Source organism: Bradyrhizobium sp., assembly GCF_035484855.1.
Classification (GTDB): Bacteria; Pseudomonadota; Alphaproteobacteria; order Rhizobiales; family Xanthobacteraceae; genus Bradyrhizobium.
The window spans coordinates 11949-33181 of the sequence record NZ_DATHOP010000041.1 but is presented as its reverse complement, the minus strand read 5'-3'; the positions used below and the strand labels follow the sequence as shown (position 1 = coordinate 33181).

Annotated in this window: 18 protein-coding genes, 1 tRNA gene and 1 pseudogene; 12 read left to right on the top strand and 8 right to left on the bottom strand. The window is 62.5% G+C overall.

Annotation, left to right across the window (positions count from 1 at the left end; genetic code table 11):
- The first annotated feature begins 139 nt into the window (after window positions 1–139).
- Window positions 140–1960: an FAD-binding oxidoreductase gene (locus tag VK804_RS05490; protein ID WP_325368662.1), complete on the top strand. Its 1821-nt coding sequence runs from the start codon at window positions 140–142 to the stop codon at window positions 1958–1960.
- Here VK804_RS05490 and VK804_RS05485 read toward each other — a convergent pair.
- Window positions 1955–3772, bottom strand: a complete 1818-nt coding sequence (locus VK804_RS05485) for a long-chain-acyl-CoA synthetase (protein ID WP_325368660.1) — start codon at window positions 3770–3772, stop codon at window positions 1955–1957. The two genes, VK804_RS05490 and VK804_RS05485, sit on opposite strands and share 6 nt — an antisense overlap.
- Before the next feature lie 223 nt (window positions 3773–3995).
- Here VK804_RS05485 and VK804_RS05480 point away from each other — a divergent pair.
- The 3 genes and pseudogenes from VK804_RS05480 to VK804_RS05470 all read left to right on the top strand — a co-directional run.
- Window positions 3996–4727: pseudogene (locus tag VK804_RS05480) on the top strand (caspase family protein); the annotation flags it as partial.
- 375 nt (window positions 4728–5102) lie between these two features.
- Complete coding sequence (locus VK804_RS05475; protein ID WP_414642723.1) at window positions 5103–6371, top strand: S41 family peptidase; 1269 nt, start codon at window positions 5103–5105, stop codon at window positions 6369–6371.
- A gap of 91 nt (window positions 6372–6462) precedes the next feature.
- Complete coding sequence (locus VK804_RS05470; RefSeq protein WP_325368658.1) at window positions 6463–7560, top strand: cytochrome D1 domain-containing protein; 1098 nt, start codon at window positions 6463–6465, stop codon at window positions 7558–7560.
- On the opposite strand, the gene VK804_RS05465 is transcribed toward VK804_RS05470, so the two are convergent.
- Window positions 7526–7972 carry a hypothetical protein gene (locus VK804_RS05465; protein WP_325368656.1) on the bottom strand — a complete coding sequence of 149 codons (447 nt, stop codon included), beginning with the start codon at window positions 7970–7972 and terminating at the stop codon, window positions 7526–7528. The genes VK804_RS05470 and VK804_RS05465 overlap by 35 nt on opposite strands.
- Window positions 7973–8100: 128 nt before the next feature.
- Window positions 8101–8652 carry a histidine phosphatase family protein gene (locus VK804_RS05460; RefSeq protein ID WP_325368654.1) on the bottom strand — a complete coding sequence of 184 codons (552 nt, stop codon included), beginning with the start codon at window positions 8650–8652 and terminating at the stop codon, window positions 8101–8103.
- 326 nt (window positions 8653–8978) lie between these two features.
- On the opposite strand from VK804_RS05460, the gene VK804_RS05455 reads away from it, so the two are divergent.
- Window positions 8979–9197 (top strand): DUF2945 domain-containing protein, encoded by a 219-nt coding sequence (locus VK804_RS05455; RefSeq protein ID WP_325368652.1) that lies wholly within the window; start codon window positions 8979–8981, stop codon window positions 9195–9197.
- Here the strand turns inward: VK804_RS05455 and VK804_RS05450 are convergent.
- Both VK804_RS05450 and VK804_RS05445 read right to left on the bottom strand, forming a co-directional pair.
- The gene (locus VK804_RS05450; RefSeq protein ID WP_325368650.1) at window positions 9146–9784 is read right to left on the bottom strand and encodes a DUF488 domain-containing protein; all 639 of its coding nucleotides are present in this window, start codon (window positions 9782–9784) and stop codon (window positions 9146–9148) included. The two genes, VK804_RS05455 and VK804_RS05450, sit on opposite strands and share 52 nt — an antisense overlap.
- A gap of 142 nt (window positions 9785–9926) precedes the next feature.
- A tRNA-Met gene (locus tag VK804_RS05445) sits at window positions 9927–10003 on the bottom strand.
- A gap of 309 nt (window positions 10004–10312) precedes the next feature.
- Here VK804_RS05445 and VK804_RS05440 point away from each other — a divergent pair.
- Window positions 10313–11746, top strand: a complete 1434-nt coding sequence (locus VK804_RS05440) for a coniferyl aldehyde dehydrogenase (RefSeq protein ID WP_325368648.1) — start codon at window positions 10313–10315, stop codon at window positions 11744–11746.
- A gap of 122 nt (window positions 11747–11868) precedes the next feature.
- A complete protein-coding gene (locus tag VK804_RS05435; protein WP_325368646.1) occupies window positions 11869–13473 on the top strand; it encodes a choline dehydrogenase in 1605 nt (534 codons plus the stop codon).
- A 226-nt stretch (window positions 13474–13699) separates the two neighbouring features.
- Here the strand turns inward: VK804_RS05435 and VK804_RS05430 are convergent, their stop codons facing one another.
- The gene (locus tag VK804_RS05430) at window positions 13700–13939 is read right to left on the bottom strand and encodes a hypothetical protein (protein WP_325368643.1); all 240 of its coding nucleotides are present in this window, start codon (window positions 13937–13939) and stop codon (window positions 13700–13702) included.
- Window positions 13940–14272: 333 nt separating this feature from the next.
- Between VK804_RS05430 and VK804_RS05425 the strand changes: the two genes are divergently transcribed.
- The 3 genes from VK804_RS05425 (at window position 14273) to VK804_RS05415 (ending at window position 16678) form a co-directional block, all read left to right on the top strand.
- Window positions 14273–14788, top strand: a complete 516-nt coding sequence (locus VK804_RS05425; RefSeq protein WP_325368641.1) for a CvpA family protein — start codon at window positions 14273–14275, stop codon at window positions 14786–14788.
- 121 nt (window positions 14789–14909) lie between these two features.
- Complete coding sequence (locus VK804_RS05420; RefSeq protein WP_325368639.1) at window positions 14910–15692, top strand: SDR family oxidoreductase; 783 nt, start codon at window positions 14910–14912, stop codon at window positions 15690–15692.
- On the top strand, window positions 15689–16678 hold the full coding sequence (locus VK804_RS05415; RefSeq protein WP_325368637.1) for an NADPH:quinone reductase: 990 nt from the start codon (window positions 15689–15691) through the stop codon (window positions 16676–16678). Before VK804_RS05420 ends, VK804_RS05415 begins: the two co-directional genes overlap by 4 nt.
- 802 nt (window positions 16679–17480) lie before the next feature.
- Here the strand turns inward: VK804_RS05415 and VK804_RS05410 are convergent.
- Window positions 17481–18464, bottom strand: coding sequence for a hypothetical protein (locus VK804_RS05410; protein ID WP_325368635.1), 984 nt, complete (start codon window positions 18462–18464; stop codon window positions 17481–17483).
- Between the two features lie 291 nt (window positions 18465–18755).
- Window positions 18756–19166 (bottom strand): DUF3775 domain-containing protein, encoded by a 411-nt coding sequence (locus tag VK804_RS05405; protein ID WP_325368633.1) that lies wholly within the window; start codon window positions 19164–19166, stop codon window positions 18756–18758.
- A gap of 122 nt (window positions 19167–19288) precedes the next feature.
- Between VK804_RS05405 and VK804_RS05400 the strand changes: the two genes are divergently transcribed.
- The gene (locus VK804_RS05400; protein ID WP_325368631.1) at window positions 19289–20131 is read left to right on the top strand and encodes an MBL fold metallo-hydrolase; all 843 of its coding nucleotides are present in this window, start codon (window positions 19289–19291) and stop codon (window positions 20129–20131) included.
- 90 nt (window positions 20132–20221) lie between these two features.
- Window positions 20222–21067, top strand: coding sequence for a fumarylacetoacetate hydrolase family protein (locus VK804_RS05395; protein WP_325368629.1), 846 nt, complete (start codon window positions 20222–20224; stop codon window positions 21065–21067).
- Window positions 21068–21233: the final 166 nt, after the last annotated feature.

The following is a 21233-nucleotide window of genomic DNA, read 5'->3' as shown; positions in this document are numbered from 1 at the left end:
TGTGAAATAAGGCCGCCTCGGTGCGAACTTTTGCGTTGGTTGGTAAACATCAGGCTTGCCGAAATGCTTCGATTTCGCGATATCCGGGAATCTCCGCCAGGCGTGGCGAGCGAGCACTGACACGGGCTGTGAGGGTTCGATGAACCGGCGACATTTGCTCATCGGCGCAGCCCTGGCGCCGCTCGGGCGATTTCTGGCAACGCCTTTTTCGGCATCCGCGCGGGCGGCTGAAACCTCAGGCGGTCCATTCCCTCGCCGGCTGCGCCCCTCCGATGCCGGCTGGCCTTCCGCGGCGGACTGGGACCGGCTCAAGCAGCAAACCGGCGGCCGCCTCATCGAGGTCCAGTCGCCCCTGAAAGCCTGCGAAGGCGAACCCACTGGCGATTCCTGCCGAACCGTCTTCAGGGAGCTGAAGAACCCCTATTACATTCGCGACGAGGTGGCGTTGACCCAGACCACCGGCTGGGTCGATGCATGGACGTCGACACCCAGCGCCTACGCGGTCGCGGCGAGAGAGACCCGCGATGTCGTGGCCGCGGTGAACTTCGTGCGCGAAAATCATCTGCGGCTGGTCGTCAAGGGCGGCGGGCATAGCTATCTCGGCACCTCGAACGCGCCGGATTCGCTTTTGATCTGGACGCGCTTCATGGACGAGATCGCGCTGCATGATTCGTTCGTCGCGCAGGGATGCAGCGGGCCGCCGCAACCGGCGGTGAGCGTCGGCGCCGGCGCGATCTGGATGCATGCCTACAACGAAGTGACCACCAGGGGCGGACGTTACGTTCAGGGCGGCGGCTGCGGGACCGTCGGCGTCGCCGGCCTCGTCCAGGGCGGCGGTTTTGGCAGCTATTCGAAACGCTACGGCACCGCGGCGGCGAGCCTGCTCGAAGCGGAAATCGTCACCGCTGACGGCAATGTGCGGATCGCCAATGCCTGCACAAACTCCGATCTATTCTGGGCGCTCAGGGGTGGCGGCGGCGGCACATTTGGCGTGGTGACGCGGGTGACGCTACGCACCCACGACTTGCCGGACTTTTTCGGCTTCGTGAACATGACGATCGAGGCCGCTTCCGATGCGGCCTTTGGCCGGCTGCTGCGGCGCTTCGTCGGTTTCTACGCCGAATGCCTGCACACTCCGCATTGGGGCGAAATCGTCAACATCCGGCCGGGCAACCGGCTCGAAATCCAGTTGTCATCCCAGGGTCTCGGCAAGCAGGAAACCGAAGCGCTCTGGCAGCCCTTCATCGCGTGGGTACGCGAGGCCGCCGGCGATCTTAGATTCACGCATGCTCCTTCCATCCGCGTCGGTCCGGCGCGCTTGCGCTGGAATGCGGCCGTCATCAAGGCGCGCGCGCCGGGCGCGATACTGTCCGACGATCGTCCGGGCGCGTCGGAAGACAATGTGTTCTGGGCCGCCAATCTCAGCGAGGCCGGCCATTTCATCCACGGCTTTGAATCCCTTTGGCTGCCCGCTTCGCTGCTGAAGGCCGACAAGCAACCGCAACTCGCGGATGCGCTATTGGCTGCGGCCGGGCATTCGACCGTCGAACTGCACTTCCAGAAGGGCCTCGCCGGCGGAAGCGCCGAGGCTATCGCAGCCAGCAGGGACACCGCGACCAATCCGGCCGTCACTGATGCCTTCGCTCTTGCGATCATCGCCAGCGAAGCGCAGCCGGCTTTTCCCGGCCTGCGCGGCCATGAGCCCGATCTCGCCGATGCCCGCCAGCATGCCGGCAAGATCGTGAGCGCAATCGCCGAACTCAGGAAGGTCGCGCCCGATCCCGGTTCCTATGTCGCGGAAAGCAGTTTCTTCGAGAAGGACTGGCAGAAATCCTATTGGGGCCCAAACTATCCAAAACTGCTCGCCATCAAGCAGAAGTACGACCCCGACGGCCTGTTCTTCGTCCATCACGGCGTCGGCAGCGAAGCATGGAGCGCCGACGGTTTTACGAGACTATAGCCGGATCGAGCCGTCGAGGATGCTGGCATAGCTCGCGGCGTCGAGCGGACGATAGGCGCCGGATTTCGGGTCCCGAAAGAACAGCGGATCGCTCACCAGGCGCGGATCGAAGCCCTCGCGGGCGAGCTCGCGCTTTTTCAGCTTGAAGGTTTCGGTGGTATCCAGCGAGGCGCAGAAGCGGACGATGACGGGACAGCCATAGGCCGGCAGCCGGCGCGCGAGATGATCGCCGAATTCGACGAGATCGAAGCGGTCGCCGGCGACCACCGCTGCCATCCCGGCGCGGCCGTCGGCGCCCGGAATCGCCACGCCGTAGGTTGCGGCATCGGTGACACCGGGGCAATCGGCAACGGCTTCGTTGACCTCGGAGGTCGCGACGTTTTCGCCCTTCCAGCGAAAGGTATCGCCGACCCGGTCGACGAAATGGAAGAAGCCTTCACCATCGAGTTTCATCAGGTCGCCGGTGCGAAACCAGGCGTCGCCCTCAGCCTTTACATCGCGCAGGATTTTCTTCTCGGTCTCGCCCGCATCGGTATAGCCCTCGAAGCGGCCGCCGCCCTGATCGGCGATGCCGATCCGCCCCACGGCTTCGCCGGCCTCGCCGCGCGAGCAGGGAATGCAAAGCCCGTCCGGGCCGCGCAGGGGAAGACCGGTTTCCTCGTCGATGCGAATGATCGCCGCGGGAAAGCGATGCGCGAGCAGCGGCGGGATCCGGCCGATCGCGCCGGGTTTGCCCTCGACGTTGAACAGAGAGAAATTGCCTTCGGTCGCAGCATAGAATTCCAGGATGTGGGGAATCGAAAAGCGGGCCTGAAAGGCCTCCCAGATGTCGCCGCGCAGGCCGTTGCCGCAGGCGAGCCGCAGCCGATGGCTGGCTTCGTATTCCGACGGCGGCGCCTTCAGGAGATAGCGGCAGAGTTCGCCGATATATTGGAACAGCGTACAATCGAACCGCACGATGTCGTGCCAGAAAGTGCTCGCGGAGAATTTTTCCGCCAACACTACCGATGCCCCCGCGGCGAGCATGCTGCAGGGCGCGACGATGCCGCCGACGCTGTGACAGAGCGGCAGGCAATCATACAGCCGGTCTTCGACCGAGGCCCCGGTCAATCCGGCGAACCAGCCGCCCCAGTTGAGGATGCGGCGGTGACTGATGCTGGCGGCCTTGGGCAGGCCGGTCGTTCCGGAGGTGTAGATCAACAGCGCGCGATCGTTGATGGTGACATCACGCCGTTCGGCCGGTGACAGCGGGCCCGCATCCATTCGATCCAGCGCCAGGTCGATTCTTGCCTCATGGCCGGGGCCGCCATGGATCCAGATTTTCGGCGCGCGGTTCAGATAGGGCAGTGCGGTCTCGAACAGATCCGACAATTCGTCGGCGAGGATGACATGATCGGCGTCCGCGACATTGATGCAGTGGGACAGCGACAGCCCGAGCAGCTTCGTATTGATCAGCGCCACGACGCCGCCGACCTTGCCGATGCCGAGCCAGGCGGCGATGTAATCGGGCCGGCTCGGCATCACCAGGCAAACGGTATCGCCGGCCTCGATGCCGGCCGCCAGCGCCCAGCGCGCATAGCGGTTGATCCGCTCGGCGAGCCGCCGGTAACTGAAGGTCCCGCTCTCCGAGACCAGCGCGGGACGGTCGGGCTGCTTGGTCGACCAATCCTCGACGAGGTCGGCGAACAACCGCGACGGATCGGCCTCGATGCGCGAGGTCAATTCGATGGCCTTGAGCCAGCTTTTGGCCGCGGACGGTTTTTCGCGCAGCCGCGCCGCATTTGCCGATGGCTCAATGACGTCTGCGCTCATGGTCGAATACACGCCGGTCCGGATCAATATTCATTCGCGGCCCATCTATAGACCGTCCGGCCTGACCAAGTGTTAACCGGCAAAGTTAAGAGCCGTATCCGCCGTCCGGCGAACGGCCGATCAATGCCCGGCCCTGCGCCGGTCTTGCAAGTCGACCGGAAAGGCGCGAACATTCGCAAGCGTACCAAAGGTATCCGAAGATAGCGTTCTCAAGGGGCTATTGATGATTCGCCGCGCCATGCTGCTGATCGCAACAGTGTTTGCCGTTGTGATCATTGCGTTCCCGGCCCTGGCCGACAGGCGCGTTGCGCTGGTGATCGGCAATTCGGCGTATAAGAATGTGTCGCGACTGGAGAACCCGCGCAACGACGCCATGCTGATGGCGACGACGTTGCAGGGGCTCGGCTTCACGCTGATCGGCGACGGCGCGCAGCTCGATCTGGACAAGGCAAACCTCGATCTCGCGGTCCAGAAATTCGGCGAAACGCTGCAGGGGGCCGATGTCGGGATGTTCTACTACGCCGGCCATGGCGTTCAGGTACACAATTCGAACTATCTCGTGCCGGTGGGCGCCAATCCGACCCGCGAGGCCGACGTCGATTTCCAGATGGTCGATGTCAATCTCGTGCTTCGGCAGATGGAAGCCGCGGGCACCAAGCTCAACCTCGTCGTGCTCGACGCATGCCGCAACAATCCGTTCGGCGGCCGTGGCCTGCGGGCGACCGATGGCGGGCTTGCGCAGATGCGCGCGCCCGAGGGAACGCTGATTTCCTTTGCTACCCAGCCTGGAAATGTCGCGCTCGACGGCGAAGGCAACAGCCCCTACACCAGGGCGCTCGCGGCAACCATACGCAAGAGCGGGCTGGACATCTTCCAGACCTTTAACGAGGTCGGGCTCGCGGTAAAGCACGCCACCGGCGGCTCGCAGCAGCCCTGGGTCTCGAGTTCGCCGATCGACGGCAGCTTTTATTTCGTCCCGCCGGCACCTGCGGCCAACGCGCCGGCTGCGGGCAACAACGACGATGCCGTGCAGGCCTGGGCCGCGACCCGCGACACCACGAGCCTGGCGGTGATCGAGACTTTCATCCAGCAATATGGCGGCAGCATCTATGGGCCGTTCGCGCGCGCCCGCCGCGACGAGCTCAAGAACAGTCAGGTCGCGCTGGCGACGCCGAAACCGGTGCCGGAGACCAGGCCGGCCGCACCACGCCTGACCAGGACCGACGTTGAAAAGCTGTTCGAACCGTTCAACCTCGTCGTCGCGCAGGTCGAAAAGAACTTCGTCGAGCCGCGCAACGACAAGGACCTGTACGTCGCGGCCGGTGCCGCCATGCGCAGGGCGTTCCCGCCGGCGCAGCAGATTTCGAGCGCGGCGCCGCAGGAGACGCGCTCCGCCGGCAACGATAATTCCAGGGGCGATCTCAACTCCGTCTATGACACTGCGCTGGCGATCATGAACCAGCGGCCCTCCGGCAGTGAAGACGCCCACATCGTCGAGGTCGCCATCAACGGCATGCTGGCATCGCTCGACCCGCACTCCGGCTACATGGATGCGAATGCCTATCGTGACATGCAGACGCAAACCCGCGGCACCTTCGGCGGGGTCGGACTTGAAGTCACCATGGCCGACGGGCTGGTCAAGGTGGTTTCGCCAATCGACGGTGCGCCGGCCGCCAAGGCCGGAGTTCTGGCGAACGACGTCATTGTCAGTGTCGACGATGTGTCGGTTCAGGGACTGACGCTCAATCAGGCGGTCGAGAAAATGCGCGGACCGGTGAACAGCCGGGTCAAGCTGAAGATCGTCCGTCAAAAACTGGAAAACCCCTTCGACATCGTCATCGTTCGCGACACCATTCACGTTGTCGCCGTGCGCTCTAGGATCGAAGGCGGCGACGTCGGCTATATCCGGATCACCACGTTCAACGAGCAGACCGACGCCACCTTCAAGCAGGCGATTGCCGACATCGCCGGTCGGGTCGCCAACGACAATCTCAAGGGATACATCATCGACCTGCGCAATAACCCCGGAGGATTGCTGAGCTCCGCCGTGTCGGTATCGGACGACCTGCTCGAACGCGGCGAAATCGTCTCGACGCGCGGTCGCAATGCGCAGGATAACCAGCATTTCAGCGCCAAGCCGGGCGATCTGACCAAAGGCAAGCGGATACTGGTCCTGGTCAATGGCGGTACCGCCTCGGGATCGGAAATCCTCGCCGGCGCCCTGCAGGACAATAAGCGGGCAACCGTCATTGGCACGCGGTCTTTCGGCAAGGGCTCGGTCCAGACCGTCATTCCCTTGGGGACCGATCGCGGCGCCTTGCGGCTGACGACGGCGCGCTATTTCACGCCTTCGGGCACCTCGATCCAGGCCAAGGGTATCGTGCCCGACATCGAGGTGCTGCAAGACGAACCGGAGGACGTCAAGAAAAAGAGCGCGCCGCTCGGCGAAGCCTTGCTGTCGGGGCATTTGCACGGCCAGGGCGTGGAGCAGGTCGCTTCGCAATCCTACATCCCGCCTGATCCGAAGGACGACAAGGCGCTGGCCGCGGCCGTGGATTTCCTGCACACCGCACAATCGCGCGCACCGGCCAAGCGCTGACGTCATGCGCGTTGGCACGGGCGGCACCTTGCCGTCCGGCCGATTGCTGCTACGCTACCGGCAAAATCAGACAAAGGGGAGCTCGCCCGCCATGAACGTCCGCCGCATCTTACGTCACCTGTCGCTCTTGCTGGTGCTTGCGCCCATTCCGGCCTGGGCCGGGCTGACCCGCATCTACATCACCAACAGCGCCGGCGACAGTATCGACGTCATCGACCCCGCGACCAACAAGGTGGTGCAGCAGATCAAGGGGATCGAGGGCGCCCATGGCATCAACTTTTCTCCCGACGGCTCCCGGGTCTATGTCAGCGACGAACTGAACTCCACGCTTGACGTGTTCGACCGCAAGACCGGCAAGCTGCTCAAGAAGGTGGAATTGAGCGCGCACCCCAACAACATCGCGGTGGCCAAGGACGGCCGCATCGTGGCCGGCATCGCCCGCGATCCCGGCGCGCTCGACATCATCGATCCCGTGACGCTGACGCGCACCAAGAGCGTGCCGGTCAATGGCAGGCTGCATAATGTCTATGTGACTCCCGACAGCAAATACGCGGTCACCGGTTCGATCCGCACCAAGATCGTCACGATCATCGATCTCGCCACGGAAGCGCCGGTCTGGGAAGTGCAGTTCGACAAGGGCATTCGCCCGATGACGATCGAAGCAGGCCCCGATGGCGCGACCAAACGGATCTTCGTGCAATTGTCCGACCTGAACGGTTTTGCGGTGATCGATTTCGCCGCGCGCAAGGAAGTGGCGCGGATTCAGCTGCCCGCGGCCAAGTCCGAGTTCGAGACCGACGGCGATCGCGCGACCGCGCCCTCGCACGGCATCGGCGTTGCGCCAGACGGCAAGACGCTGTGGGTGACCAGCATCCCCAACAACGCAGTCTATGTCTATTCGCTCGCGGACCTGTCGCTGGTGGGCGAGGTCGCGCTGCCGCAGCTCAAGTTGCCGGGCCATGCCCCGATATCGGCGGTCGCCAATTGGGTCACGTTCACGCCCGACAGCAAGACGGTCTATATCTCGAACGCCGGCCTGCGCTCGGTCTCGGCGGTCGATACCAAATCCATGAAGGTGGTCGCGGTGGTGCCGGTCGGCGAGGTGCCAAAGCGCATCAACACGCTTGTCATCCCCGATGCGCCGGGCTCCGCCGCTACGGCTTCTTCGAAGCGAGCGTCGCTCCGTTGACCCAGGCGGCGAGCGTTCGCCAGGCCGGATCGCGCTTGGAGGCGAACTGGCGGCCGCCGGAGTGAAACACGTCGCCGCCGTCTTCCGGCGCCAGCGGATGCAGCAACAGCCGGCTGGTCGCGGCGTCGCCGGGATTGACCAGCTGCGAGACCGTCTCGAAATTTTTTCGCGATTGCTCCTCGGTCCAGACGCTTGCGCCGGGCGCCAGCCGCTCCAGATGGAAAGCGTTGTTGCTCTCGGCATGACAGACGTAGCAGCGCGCATGGTCCGGCCGCTTGGTCAGGAACACCGGCTCGACGCGGGCCTTGAAATATTCGTAGTCGAGTGCCGGCGCGGTCAGCGCCGCGCCGATTGAACTCGAGAGGGTAACCGTGGCAAGAACCGCCACGACGACACGCGCGCGACCCGGCATTTTATTCTCCATTTTGTTTTTAGGGGCTATCGAGCGCGCGGATCGTACTTCAAATGCGGCCTTCGGCAAGCGGCGAATCTCCCGGCCGCTGCTGAACGTCAGGGCGGTGATCCCCTCCCGTCTGCCGGTTAAGTGATTGGGCTTGCGCTGTCGCCGGCGAGCAAGAACTGCGGCTTCTGCGAAAACGTCCAGCCGGTGCCCGCCTTGTCGACGATCCACACCATGTCGAAGCGACCACCGGGCCATTTGCCGGGAACGGGAGGCGGGTTCGGCAGCAAGGCCACAAGCTGCGGAATGAGGGTGTGCTCCCACGCCACCAGAATCGTTCCGGTGCATTGCAGTACATCGTCCATCAGGCCTTTCAGATCATCCTTCGAGTGCTTGTCGTTGACTTTGACGCCGCCGTTTTGCGAGAGAAAATCGATCAGCGGCGTGACCGTTTCGAACGGACGCTCGCTCTTGCTGCCGTGGGCAACCCCCGCGGCAAAAACCGTCGCCGGTATCAGGTCGCGGGCGCCCGACACCGGGCAAAAAAATCGCGCCAGGGCGCCGGCGCGTTGCCATCCCCTGACGATGAGGCTTTCCTTGTCCTCTGTGCCGTCAGCCATGACGCCCTTCGCCTTCGAGGTGTCATTGGGCTTTTCGGCATGGCGGATGAACATGATGCGGTTTGGCGCCATCACGAATTTTCCCGTTTGCAGCGCGGCCGGGGCCGGTCGATGGATGAAACCCAACCAGAAATATCAATGCAGCATTCGCATCAGGCGCAGTCTAAAAACCAGGCTCGGGATGTATTATGCTACATATACAAGCACAGATAGTTTGTCGTCACCATCAAAAATAAAAAGGCGCCGCAGAGGACTTGAGGGAGCGACGCGCTGGTGATCGGCCGCCATCTTCATCGTTGCCGTCTGAGCCTCGCAAGCCGGCTGGCTAAAGCCTTCTCCCCGACGCCAGAACGCGGCATGTTTGATGCTTGCGCCATTTTCGTATGCGGGAGAATCAAATGGCAAAGCGCTTCAAGGTCGGCGATCACGTTGCCTGGAATTCCGAGGCCGGGCGAGTCAGCGGCAGGATTATCAGGGTCCATACGCGAAACGTGGACTATAAAGGCTATACGCATCACGCCAGCCAGGACGACCCGCAATACGAAATCAAAAGCGACAAGACCGATCACGTCGCCATGCACAAGGGGCCGGCGCTGAAGAAGCTGAGTGACAGGTGATCGCGGCGATGCGGACTAGAGTAATGGAGCCTGCTCCGGTGGATAGATAATGCGCATTCCCTCGACTTGCGCGAACGGCGTGAGCTTGTGCATCCGGTAACTGCTCTCCGACAAAATCTCGACCACGGAGACGCCATGCCACCGAGCGCATCGGCGACCAGCGAACGGTGGCACCGCCACGGCACGGCTTCGGCGCACATGATCGCCACGCGCTGTCGGCGGCTCATCTCGATGAGTTGCTCGAGCGCGCCCTGGAACGCTTCAGTCAGCATGTAATCGGCATAGCCGCGAAAACCGGCGTTGCGCCAGCCCGTGTTCGGAGAATCCTTCCGCGCATGCCGCAGCCCGCCCAGCGCCGGCATGTGGATATATTGGAGGTGCTCCGCCTCAAGGCTGGCTGCCAGCGCGGTGTCGTTGAACTGGGGATTATGCCGCGAGCGCGGCATGGTGCGGATGTCGACGAGGCGTTCAATGCCGTAGGCCCGCAGCACCGCCACGAAGCTCTCGATCGGCAGGGTGGAATGGCCGAGCGTGAACAGAGCATCTTCCGGCCAGTGCATTTCCTGCGGGGGAAGGAGCTTGGTCATGGCAAATTGCCCGATCTGGCCGGCAACCGGAGTTGCCGTTCTTGCAACGCAACTTTACCGGCTGCAGGTTGCGCCTCCAATGCCTGCGCCATGAAAAAGCCCGCACAAGGCGGGCCATCTCACCGATATCGCTATCGAAGTCTGGTTGCGGGGATAGGATTTGAACCTATGACCTTCAGGTTATGAGCCTGACGAGCTACCGGGCTGCTCCACCCCGCGATAAACCGTTGCGTGCGCTTCGCCGAAAAACCGGATGCCGAAACGGGTTTGGCCAACGCCTGGGCGTCGCTTCCGGTCCGGAGGCTTCCTGAGAAGGCAACCCCTAGCGAATGCCCCTGGGTCGCGGCCGGTATGTACCAATGCGGGTGGGCTTTGGAAAGGGGCGTGAGCGGTGTTTTGAGGATTTTATGACGGCCGGAATGGCTCAAATTGCACCTTTTGCGGGCGCGAAAGCCGCTGCAACAGCACCCTTGCCAGAAGTTCCGCAAAAGCGGAGCCTCCCCGCCAAGCAGGATTTGAGGAAACGCCATGGATCAGTCCCTGAAAAGCCCGGGCCAAGGCGCCCTGGATGACGCCTTTCACGCCATGTTCGAACTGTCGCGGGGCGAGCCCGAGCCTGTGCTCGCGCAGCGGCTCGACCGGCTGGCGCGGCTGCGCGCGCTGGTTTCGGACAACGAGGCCGCTTTCCAGGCGGCGATCTCCGCGGATTTCGGCCATCGCAGCGCCACCGAGACGCTGTTCGCGGAAACCATGTTCCTGCTCGGCGAGATCAAGCACACCACAAAACACCTGAAGAAATGGATGGCGCCGCGGCGGATTGCGACCGCGCTGCAGTTCATGCCGGCCCGTAATCGCCTGATCCCGCAGCCGCTCGGCGTCGTCGGCATCATTGCGCCCTGGAACTATCCGCTGCAGCTGACGCTGGCGCCCACGATCGGCGCGCTCGCCGCAGGCAACCGGGTGATGATCAAGCCGAGCGAGCTGACGCCGCGGTTCTCCGCGCTGCTGAACCAGGCGATCGCGGCCAAGTTCGAGGCCACGGAAATCGTCGTGACCGGCATCGAGGACGATATCGCCAGGAGCTTTGCATCGCTCCCCTTCGATCACCTGATCTTCACCGGCTCGACCCGCGTCGGCCGCCTGGTGGCGGAAGCAGCCGGGCGCAATCTGACCCCGATTACGCTCGAGCTCGGCGGCAAATCGCCCGCGATCGTCGACCGCTCCGCCGATCTCACCGAGGCCGCCACCCGCATCGCCTACGGCAAACTGCTCAATGCCGGCCAGACCTGCATCGCGCCGGACTATGCGCTGGTGCCGGAAGCCAAGCTGCAAGAGTTTGCCGAGATGGTGCAGGCCGGCATGCGCCGGATGTTCGGCACCGATCCCGCCAATGAGGATTACACCTCGATCATCTCCGAGCGGCATTACGCGCGGCTCGAAGGCCTGCTGCTTGACGCCGTCGCCAAGGGCGCGCGGATCCTGCAGCCGGCAAAAGCCGACGATCCGGCATGGAAGTCGAGGCGAAAGTTTCCGCCGACCATCGTGCTCGATGCGACATCAGACATGACGATCCTGCAGGAGGAAATTTTTGGGCCGCTATTGCCCGTCATCGGCTACAAGGAGGCAGCCGAGCCGATCGCCTACATCAACAGGCATGACCGGCCCTTAGCGCTGTACTGGTTCGGCAAGGACGATGCGGCGCGCGATCAGGTGCTGGCGCGCACGGTGTCCGGCGGCGTCACCGTCAACGACTGCCTGTTTCACTTCACGCAAGTTTACCAGCCGATGGGCGGCGTCGGCGCGTCCGGCACCGGCGCCTATCACGGCCAATGGGGTTTCGACAATCTAAGCAAGCTGAAGCCGGTGTTCTATCGTTCGCCGTTCAACCGGCTGGCCGATCTCTACCCGCCCTATGGCGCGAAGATCGCGCGGCTGGAAAAGATGCTGCGATTCATGTCGTGACCGTCATTGCGAGCGCAGCGAAGCAATCCATCTTTCCGCTTGCTGCGCCATGGATTGCTTCGCTTCGCTCGCAATGACGGCAGAGATTGGAACCAACAAAAGTCTTCAAGGGGGAAACAGGTGTGACGGATACATTCGATTTTGTCGTGGTTGGCGGCGGCTCCGGCGGCTGCGCGGTGGCGAGCCGGCTTTCGGAGGATCCCAACACCTCGGTGGCGCTGCTGGAAGCCGGCGGCTCCGGCGACAACTGGGTGGTCACCACGCCCGGAGCGCTGATCCTGATGGTGTCCGGCAAGGTCAACAACTGGGCGTTCGATACGGTGCCGCAAGCAGGCCTCAACGGCCGCATCGGCTATCAGCCGCGCGGCAAGACGCTCGGCGGCTCGTCCGCGATCAACGCCATGGTCTATATCCGCGGCCACCGCCAAGACTACGATCAGTGGGCTTCGCTCGGCAATACCGGGTGGTCCTATGCCGACGTGCTGCCCTACTTCAAGCGCTCTGAGGATAATGAAGAGCTCGACGGCGAGTATCACGGCAAGGGCGGACCGCTGCACGTCTCGGGCTCGCGCTCCGACAATCCGGTGCGGGAGACCTTCCTGCAGGCGGCGCGCGAGGCGCAATTCCGCATCCGCGAGGATTTCAATGCCGATGAGCAGGAAGGCCTCGGCACCTACCAGGTGACCCAGAAGAACGGCGAGCGCTGGAGCGCGGCGCGCGGCTACATTCATCCTTTCATGGCGACACGCGCCAATTTGCGCGTCGAAACCAACGCGCAGGCCACCCGCATCCTGTTCGAGGGCAAGCGCGCCGTCGGCGTCGAATTCCGCCAGGGCAAGGAAATCAGGCAAATTCGCGCCCGCCGCGAAGTGATCCTCTCCGCCGGCGCGTTCCAGACCCCGCAACTCCTGATGCTGTCCGGCGTCGGCGACAGCGCGGCACTGGCCAAGCACGGCATCGAAAGCCGGCATCATTTGCCCGGCGTCGGACAAAACCTGCAGGACCATCCGGATTTCGTCTTCGGCTTTACTTCGGATGCGCCCCATTTCGCCGGACTTTCGTTCGGCGGCATCGCGCGGATCTTCAAGGGGATCGCGCAATACCGGCGCGAACGGCGCGGACCGATGACCTCGAACATCGCCGAATGCGGTGGCTTCCTGAAAACCCGCCCCGACCTCGACGTGCCCGATATCCAGCTGCATTTCTGCATGGCGATGGTGTCCGATCACGGCCGCAAGCCGCGCTGGGGCACCGGCTTCTCCTGCCACGTCTGCCTGCTGCGTCCGAAGAGCAAAGGCAGCGTCTGGCTGCAAAGCGCCGATCCGTTCGCCGCGCCCGCGATCGATCCGAATTTTCTCGGCGAAGAGGCCGATCTCCATGCCATGGTGGCCGGCTTCAGGATGACGAGACGGCTACTCGATGCACCCGCGCTGAAGGCAATGCAGACTTCCGACGTCTTCACCGCGGGCGTCGAGAGCGACGACGACATCAAAAAGACGCTGCGCCAGTATGTCGACACGGTCTATCACCCGGTCGGCACCTGCAAGATGGGCGTCAACGATTCGCTAGCGGTGGTCGATCCGAAATTGAAGGTGTACGGCCTCGAAGGCCTGCGCGTCGTCGACGCCTCGATCATGCCGACCCTGATCGGCGGCAACACCAATGCGCCGACCATCATGATCGGCGAGAAGGCCGCCGACATGATCAAGGCCGAGATGCGGGGGTGACGGCGCCGCAGACAGCCGCAGGACCGACGCGGCGCTCGCTCCGACTAAAATATCGAAAACAACCCCATGCAAAGTAGCTTGCCGTCGCCGGCATGAATGCTTTGCGCGTGAAAACATTTTGACACGTCGGGCAAATCAGCGGCACAATTCCATCCTCGCGCAAGTCCCGACGTGGTAGATTCCGTCGGCGCATCCGAGAATAGCCGGACCACGTCTTTTCGGACCGTCAATGCCCCATCGGTTTGTAGCCGCTGGCGCCCATCGGCTGATAGCCGCCGGGATTTCGAACGACCGTCGTGGTGTAGGTCGCGCTGGTCGAGGTGCGCGCGACCTGCGTGGTGGTCGCCGTCGCGGTCGGTCCGACGGTGGTCACCGTATTCGCCTCGCGATTGACGACCGTCGTATAGGTCTGCGCGTTGGCCGCCGTTGCCGCCAGCAAAAATCCCAAACAGACAACAATTCTCATGATGATGCCCTCAAGCGATACCCCGCTTGGGGCTGGATATCGGAGGGGTTTTAAGGAAACGCTGTCGGATTAGTTCAAATCTGAAATGTGCAGTCCATCGAACGTCATCCCCGCGTAACGGCTTCGCCGTTATCGCTGGAGGCGCGAGCGCTTGCGAGCCTCGAAGGATGACAGCCCGTGGCCCCATCCTTCGAGGCCCGCCGAAGGCGGCGGGCGCCTCAGGATGACGAAGATCGCGTGGGTGGCTCCAGCATGGTGGCGTCGGGAATGATTTCTTTACAGACGTCGAATAGACCGGTCATGACCGACTCCGCGAAGTGGGATTTGTCGCTCATGAACAGTTTCGATGCTGCCGTATATGCCGCCCTGGTCGTTGCCACCGTCCTCGGCTTCAATTCCGGCCTGTTGCGCAGCGCGGTCACGATCCTGGCCTATCTGGTCGCGATGCCGATCGCGGTCTGGGCGATGTCGCTGGTCTCGCCCGGCATCGATGACCAGCCCGGCTCGACCTGGGCGCAGAGATCGCTGCTGTTCTTCCTGTTTTTCCTGATCGTCGGCATGGCGCTCGGAAAACTGATGCGCATGGCGCTCGACGAAACCATCGGGCCGGGCGCCGGGATCGGCGACCGCCTCGCAGGTGCCGCGCTCGGCGCGGTCCGCGTCGGCCTGGTCGCGGTGACGCTGGTTCTGGTTTTCGACCAATTGGTGCCGGCCGATCGCCAGCCGGCCTACCTCGCCGGATCGCAGCTACGGCCGCTGTTGTCGGTGGCCGGGCAAAAAGGTCTTGGATCGCTGCCGCCCGATGCCGTGGCCTTTATCGATCGGCTCAGGAAAGACCGGCGGATTTAGGCCCGGGATTGCCTCTGATATGCATTTCAGCCGTGGCCGCTCCCTTATCAGCGCCGCCTGGTTTCGCTAAGATGATGCGGACCGGACTTCAAAAATCATCCGACATAACGGGAGTGAGACAGTGGATCTAGGGATCAAGGGCCGCCGCGCCATCGTTTGCGCATCCTCCAAGGGCTTGGGACGAGCCTGCGCGATCGCGCTGGCCAACGAAGGCGTGCATGTCACGCTGACCGCGCGCGGCGCCGAGGCGCTGGCCAAGACCGCGGCCGAAATCCGCAAGGCCAATCCCGGTGTCACCGTGACCGAGATCGTCGGCGACATCACGACGCCTGCGGGTCGCGAGGCCGTCCTGAAAGCCTGTCCCGATCCGGATATCCTGGTCAACAACGCCGGCGGGCCGCCGCCCGGCGATTTCCGCAACTGGACCCGCGACGACTGGATCAAGGCGCTGGACGCCAACATGCTGACCCCGATCGAACTGATCAAGGCCACCGTGGACGGCATGATGGCGCGGAAATTCGGCCGCATCGTCAACATCACCTCCGCCGCGGTAAAATCCCCGATCGAGATACTGGGCCTGTCCAACGGGGCTCGCGCCGGCCTGACCGGCTTTGTCGCCGGCATCTCCCGCAAGACCGTGATCAACAACGTCACCATCAACGGCTTGTTGCCGGGTCCCTTCGATACCGATCGGCTGCGCGGCACCGGAAAGGCCGAGGCCGAGAAACGCGGTATGTCGGTGGAAGCAGTGATGGCGGAGCGGGCGAAGCTCAATCCGGCCGGGCGGTTCGGCGAGCCTGAGGAATTCGGGCTGGCCTGTGCGTTCCTCTGCGGCGCCAAGGCGGGTTTCATCACCGGCCAGAACATCCTGCTCGATGGCGGCGCGTTTCCGGGCACGCTGTGAAGGCGGTCTGGTACGAGCGAACCGGCGCCGCGCCCGATGTCCTGACCTTTGGCGAGATGCCGACGCCCGAGGCTGGACCCGGGGAGGTGCGGATCCGGCTGGAGGCCTCCGGCGTCAATCCCTCCGATGTCGCCCGCCGCGGCGGCAGCTATCGCGCGATGGAATATCCGCGCGTGATCCCCAACAGCGACGGCGCCGGGATCGTCGACCAGGTCGGTGAGGGCGTGACACGCTTTGGCGTCGGCCAGCGCGTCTGGTTCTTCAACGGCCAACGCAACGGCCGCGCCTTCGGTACCGCGGCGGAATATATCTCGCTCGCCGATTACCTGGTGACGCCGCTGCCGGATGATGTTTCGTTTGCGGCCGGCGCCACGCTCGGCATCCCCTGCATGACCGCGTGGTGCTGCCTGTTCGGCGACGGCCCGATCGCGGGCCGGACGGTTTTGGTGACCGGCGGCGCCGGCGCCGTCGGTCACTATGCGGTGCAGCTGGCGAAAGCGGCCGGCGCGCGGGTGATCGCCACCGTCAGTTCGGCACCCAAGGACATGGAAGCGCGGCTCGGCGGCGCCGATCTCGTCGTCAACTACAGGACCGAGGACGTCGCCGCCAAAGTCATGGCATTCACCGAAAAGCGCGGCGTCGACCGCGTCGTCGATGTCGACTTCGGCGGCAATCTCGCTACCACGCTGAAACTGATGGCGATGAATTCGACGATCGCCATCTACGCCACCAACGGCAATCGCACTCCCACGCTGCCGGTACGCGAGCTGATGGAAAAATGCATCGCGCTGCGCGCGCTGGTGCTGCCCGCGCTGCCGCGGCCACTGCACGCCGCAGCCCAGGCCGATATCTCGAAATGGCTCGCCGCCGGACCGCGCATCCACAATATCGCCGCGCAGTTTCCGCTTGCGGAGACCGTGCAGGCACATCTCGCGGTGGAAAAAGGCGACAAGCTCGGCACCGTCATCGTCGACTGCGCGCGGTAGAGCCTCATCATATTCAATGTCACGTTTGTAGCGGTGCTTTGAAAGTTTGGCCGGAAATCGCAGGCCGATACTTCGTCTGCCAAGCGAATTTCTGCCATCGCCAACGGACCGTGATACATTTCACGGAATCATGAGTTCACTAAAGAACTCAGGACTGTATCAACTGCTGTGAGCGCAAAATCGGAAGTACAGCGAGGCCGGCGGTGAGTGTAAGGGCGACCGGATAGTGGTCCGAGCACTTCTGGTGCAGATAACTTTGGGCTGTGCGTAGCCAGAAGCAGTGTCGCACTAATGGTGGCTTCGTCCACCTCGGTGCTGTGGAGTTCCCCTGCCGAGACGACGTAAGCGTCACTCTGAAACAGGCGCGTAACGGATCCTTCCACGACGGTGCCAACTTGCGAAGTTGGCACTAGATAATCAATATTCTCATTGTGAAATACCCTATAGACGCGATGAGTTGGGTCAATGCTGCTGCCTCTAAGGCAATGTACGGTGTTAGTAATCGTGCCGCAAAGCACCAAGCTCTGAAGCTTCCAATCATGCGAGTGTATTGGAGTCACGTGAATCGTCTGACGAAGCGTGCGGCCAGGCCAAATGTGAAGTCGCACCGTCAGCGACTGCTGACGAAAAAGCTCAAAATACAAAAAACCGAGAGGATGAACAAACATATCTGGTGGGCTCGTTGAAACAATTCGAGAACGTAGAGCCCCAATAAGCTGAGGCGCTTTATTAACGAAATCCTTCAATTCTGAATTGGGCATCATCGAGCTCTTTACAATGATAAGCGGTCTGCATCGACGACCTATGCAAACGAACTCGTCGGCGACCTCGCGTACTCTGCTGCGCGCTGATAATCTTCTCGTGAGAATGCGACGGCGAAGCCAAGTTCGGTTATCAACTGACGTGCTTTGCTGGCGTTGAGTTCTTCTCGCCTTGACATAAGGCCGTTCGGAAAAGCAACTCGATAACTTTGGCTTCGACTTAGCTCCAATTCCGAGCGGTATGATTCATAGAAATAGCCCGGGGTATATTTGATGGCGGGAGCTGTGGGCTGCTCGCGCGTTACAATAAGGACGCTGTCGGACATGTCGTACCGAAAATGAGATGCTCTATCATACAAATAGACATCAAGTATTAGACGGGGCTCCTCATATGCGTAGATGAATACAGAAAGAATTGTAGCTAGGCTCTGCTGCCGAACCAGTGCGCCGCTCCATGGGATTCCTTCCACCGGGCTACGGCTCTTGTTCTTCCGTTGCATTTCCGCATAGAACTCACACAATGATGTGTCGCGTGGATCTATTATTTGGATGGTAACATTGATAATTGCGGCATTATTTTCGGCAGCTCTTGCAAGTGCCGGAAGCGTCGCTGCCTTGAAGAAGGTCCCGGTGCCGCCCTTATAGTGCCACGCCCTTGTGCCAGTTGCAGCTTTGACTACGGTCGAAGCTATCCTTGGCTGTGGCAACTCGGCGAAGAGAACGCGGCGCTCTTCGCGCCGGGTAAGTACGATAAATATTGTACCCAACATCAACGTCGCGAGTAGAACGCTAACTAACTCCCCTAACGCGTTCGAAATCAGGATTAGCTGTCCTGCTTCAGGTAGATGGCATTCAGCTGTTCGGGCGCTTTCGAATCCGCAAGCAACAGAGAGGAGGCCAAATCTGGCGGCCCATGTCAGCACAATAAAGCAGATGAATATTATCGGGGTCGCTCGGCTCGCCACAATTCGATCGACCAAAGACGCGTATGAGAGTGGCGCGTCACCAAGTGGACCTGCGGACATTGTCCCAACTCCTATTGCTATTGGACCCGATGTCTTTCTCCACGCGGCGACGAACCCAAGCTTCAGGCTCACTATCCTAGAGTTCGCACGGTCGTCGCCGCGCTCCTAAACGCAGCAAAAATTCGCGCAATCGCATCCGTTCTTCTTTTGAAGATACGCCATGGACAGTCTATCGCGACCTAAATGGTATTGAAACGTGACTATACCTTAGATTGCCGATACTGTGGCAGCCAATATCGGCAAATGGCTCCCCCCGCAGGCGGCCGCAGGCGAGGAGAGGAAAAGTTATCATCACACCGGCGTGGTGCGCTCATCGTTCCAGGTCAGGCCGAACGCGTCCAGGCCCTCGGCGAGATAATCGCTGACCAGGGGCTCGCCGAGCAGATAGCTTGCGGTATGGTCGTTGTAGCCGTCGGCCGCCTCGCGCCGCAGCTCGTCCCATTCCTCGATCCCGTCATCGCCGCGTCCGAGCCGCATCAGGGCGACCAGATCGATCTGCTCGTCCTCGGTCATGGCGTTGATGAAGCCGGTGATCTCACGCACCACCGGGTCGTCGCCGTTGTCGTCCAGCACGTCGATCATGTTGTCGTCGGCGCCATTCGAGCCGGAGTCCGGATCGGACGCCCCCTCCTTGACGTCGAATTCGCGCATTTTCTCGATCAGAAACGCGACCTTTTCGACCGAGACGGCTAGCTCTGGCATTGCGGCGCTCCCAGGATTGGCATGCCGCGTCAACGCGCAGGCCTGCGAGATGATCCATTGCGCGGGGGCACGGAAACCAGCATCTTTCACCCCAACAAAACCAGCACATGGGGAAGCGCCGGATGATCTGGAAGGTGGGCAAGGTCAAAATCACGAAAATCGTCGAACTGGAGACGACAGGCAGCACCCGTTTCATCCTGCCGCTCGCCAGCAACGAGGAAATCCGCAAATCACCCTGGCTCATTCCGCATTTCGCCACCGAGGAAGGCCGGCTGAAAATGTCGATCCACTCGCTGGTCGTGGAGACCCCGACGCGCCGGATCGTGGTCGATACCGGGCTCGGCAACGACAAGCAGGGCCGCAATGTGCCGACCTGGAATAACCGGCAGGGACCCTACCTCGAAACCATGACGGCGGCGGGCTTTGCGCCCGACAGCATCGACACCGTGCTGTGCACCCATCTGCATGTCGACCATGTCGGCTGGAACACCCGGCTCGAAGGCGGCCAATGGGTCCCGACCTTCGCCAATGGGCGCTACATCTTCGGCAGAAGCGAATACGAGCACTGGCGCGACCATAGCGAGGAACCCTACCAGAAAGCCGTTTTCAACGACTCGGTTAAGCCGATCGCGGACGCCGGCAAAGCCGACCTCGTCGCCAGCGACGCTCGCATCGCCGACGAAATCACCCTGATCCCGACACCGGGCCATAGCCCGGGCCATATGAGCATCCTGATCCGGTCGGACGGCGAGCAGGCGCTCCTTACCGGCGACGTCGCCCATCACCCCTGCCAGATGGCGCATCTCGACTGGTCGTCGACCGCCGATTCCGATCCCCGGCAGTCGGCGGCGACGCGGCGGGAGTTGTTCTCCCGCTTCGCCGACACCCCGACACTTGTGATCGGCGGCCATTTCAACGCCGGCCACATCCGGCGCGACGGAGATGCCTTCAAATTCGTCGTTTGAGCCACCCTGCCATGCGGCTGGGCAGTTGAATTTCCCCGCGCGCTGTTCCAAGAAGCATTCAAGCAAACGCCACCCAGGGAGTGATACCAAATGAAGCTTGTTCGTTATGGCGCCATCGGCCAGGAAAAACCCGGCCTGATCGATAAATCCGGCCAATTGCGCGACCTGTCGGCGCATGTGAAGGACCTCAACGGCGAGGCCTATGCGCCGGCCTCGCTGGCCAAGCTCGCCGCCCTCGATTCCGCCTCGCTCCCCGCGGTCAGCGGCACCCCGCGGATCGGCGCGCCGGTGACCGGCATCTCGAAATTCGTCGCCATCGGACTGAACTATGTCGATCACGCCAAGGAGACCGGCGCGCAGATCCCGACCGAGCCGATCTTCTTCCTCAAGGCCAACACCTCCCTGTCAGGCCCGAACGATCCGGTGGAGAAGCCCCGCGACTCGATCAAACTCGACTGGGAAGTCGAAATCGCCGCCATCATCGGCACCCGCGCCAAATATGTCGCCGAGGCGGACGCGCTCAATTACGTCGCCGGCTACTGCGTCTGCAACGACGTCTCCGAGCGCAATTTCCAGCTCGAGCGTCTGGGCCAATGGACCAAGGGCAAGTCGCACGACACCTTCGGCCCGCTCGGCCCCTGGCTGGTGACCAGGGACGAGATCCCGGACGTGCAGAAGCTCTCGATGTGGCTCGACGTCAACGGCGAGCGCCGCCAGACCGGATCGACCTCGACCATGATCTTCACCATCGCCAAGTGCATCGCCTACGTCTCGCGGTTCCTGACGCTGCTGCCGGGCGATATCGTCACCACCGGCACCCCGCCCGGCGTCGGCGCCGGCATGAAGCCAACGCCGAAATTCCTCAATGTCGGCGACGTGGTCACGCTCGGCATCGAGGGCCTCGGCGAGCAGCGGCAGAAAATCGTCGCGGCGTGAGCTGGTCGTCATCCTGAGGTGCGAGCCCGACGACGCACCAGCGTAGTCGGGCGAGCCTCGAAGGATGACTGGCTCGGTGCCCGCGACCATCCTTCGAGACGCCGCGCGAAGTGTGCGCGGCTCCTCAGGATGACGGCGGTGGTTGTTTCAGCATTTCAAAGGGCGA

Excerpts from the sequence above, each read along its gene's own strand:
- VK804_RS05490 (WP_325368662.1), top strand. The coding sequence starts at position 140 with ATGAACCGGCGACATTTGCTCATCGGCGCAGCCCTGGCGCCGCTCGGG.
- VK804_RS05485 (WP_325368660.1), bottom strand. The coding sequence starts at position 3,772 with ATGAGCGCAGACGTCATTGAGCCATCGGCAAATGCGGCGCGGCTGCGC.
- VK804_RS05475 (WP_414642723.1), top strand. The coding sequence starts at position 5,103 with ATGCGCAGGGCGTTCCCGCCGGCGCAGCAGATTTCGAGCGCGGCGCCG.
- VK804_RS05470 (WP_325368658.1), top strand. The coding sequence starts at position 6,463 with ATGAACGTCCGCCGCATCTTACGTCACCTGTCGCTCTTGCTGGTGCTT.
- VK804_RS05465 (WP_325368656.1), bottom strand. The coding sequence starts at position 7,972 with ATGCCGGGTCGCGCGCGTGTCGTCGTGGCGGTTCTTGCCACGGTTACC.
- VK804_RS05460 (WP_325368654.1), bottom strand. The coding sequence starts at position 8,652 with ATGGCGCCAAACCGCATCATGTTCATCCGCCATGCCGAAAAGCCCAAT.
- VK804_RS05455 (WP_325368652.1), top strand. The coding sequence starts at position 8,979 with ATGGCAAAGCGCTTCAAGGTCGGCGATCACGTTGCCTGGAATTCCGAG.
- VK804_RS05450 (WP_325368650.1), bottom strand. The coding sequence starts at position 9,784 with ATGACCAAGCTCCTTCCCCCGCAGGAAATGCACTGGCCGGAAGATGCT.
- VK804_RS05440 (WP_325368648.1), top strand. The coding sequence starts at position 10,313 with ATGGATCAGTCCCTGAAAAGCCCGGGCCAAGGCGCCCTGGATGACGCC.
- VK804_RS05430 (WP_325368643.1), bottom strand. The coding sequence starts at position 13,939 with ATGAGAATTGTTGTCTGTTTGGGATTTTTGCTGGCGGCAACGGCGGCC.
- VK804_RS05425 (WP_325368641.1), top strand. The coding sequence starts at position 14,273 with ATGAACAGTTTCGATGCTGCCGTATATGCCGCCCTGGTCGTTGCCACC.
- VK804_RS05410 (WP_325368635.1), bottom strand. The coding sequence starts at position 18,464 with ATGTCCGCAGGTCCACTTGGTGACGCGCCACTCTCATACGCGTCTTTG.
- VK804_RS05405 (WP_325368633.1), bottom strand. The coding sequence starts at position 19,166 with ATGCCAGAGCTAGCCGTCTCGGTCGAAAAGGTCGCGTTTCTGATCGAG.
- VK804_RS05400 (WP_325368631.1), top strand. The coding sequence starts at position 19,289 with ATGATCTGGAAGGTGGGCAAGGTCAAAATCACGAAAATCGTCGAACTG.
- VK804_RS05395 (WP_325368629.1), top strand. The coding sequence starts at position 20,222 with ATGAAGCTTGTTCGTTATGGCGCCATCGGCCAGGAAAAACCCGGCCTG.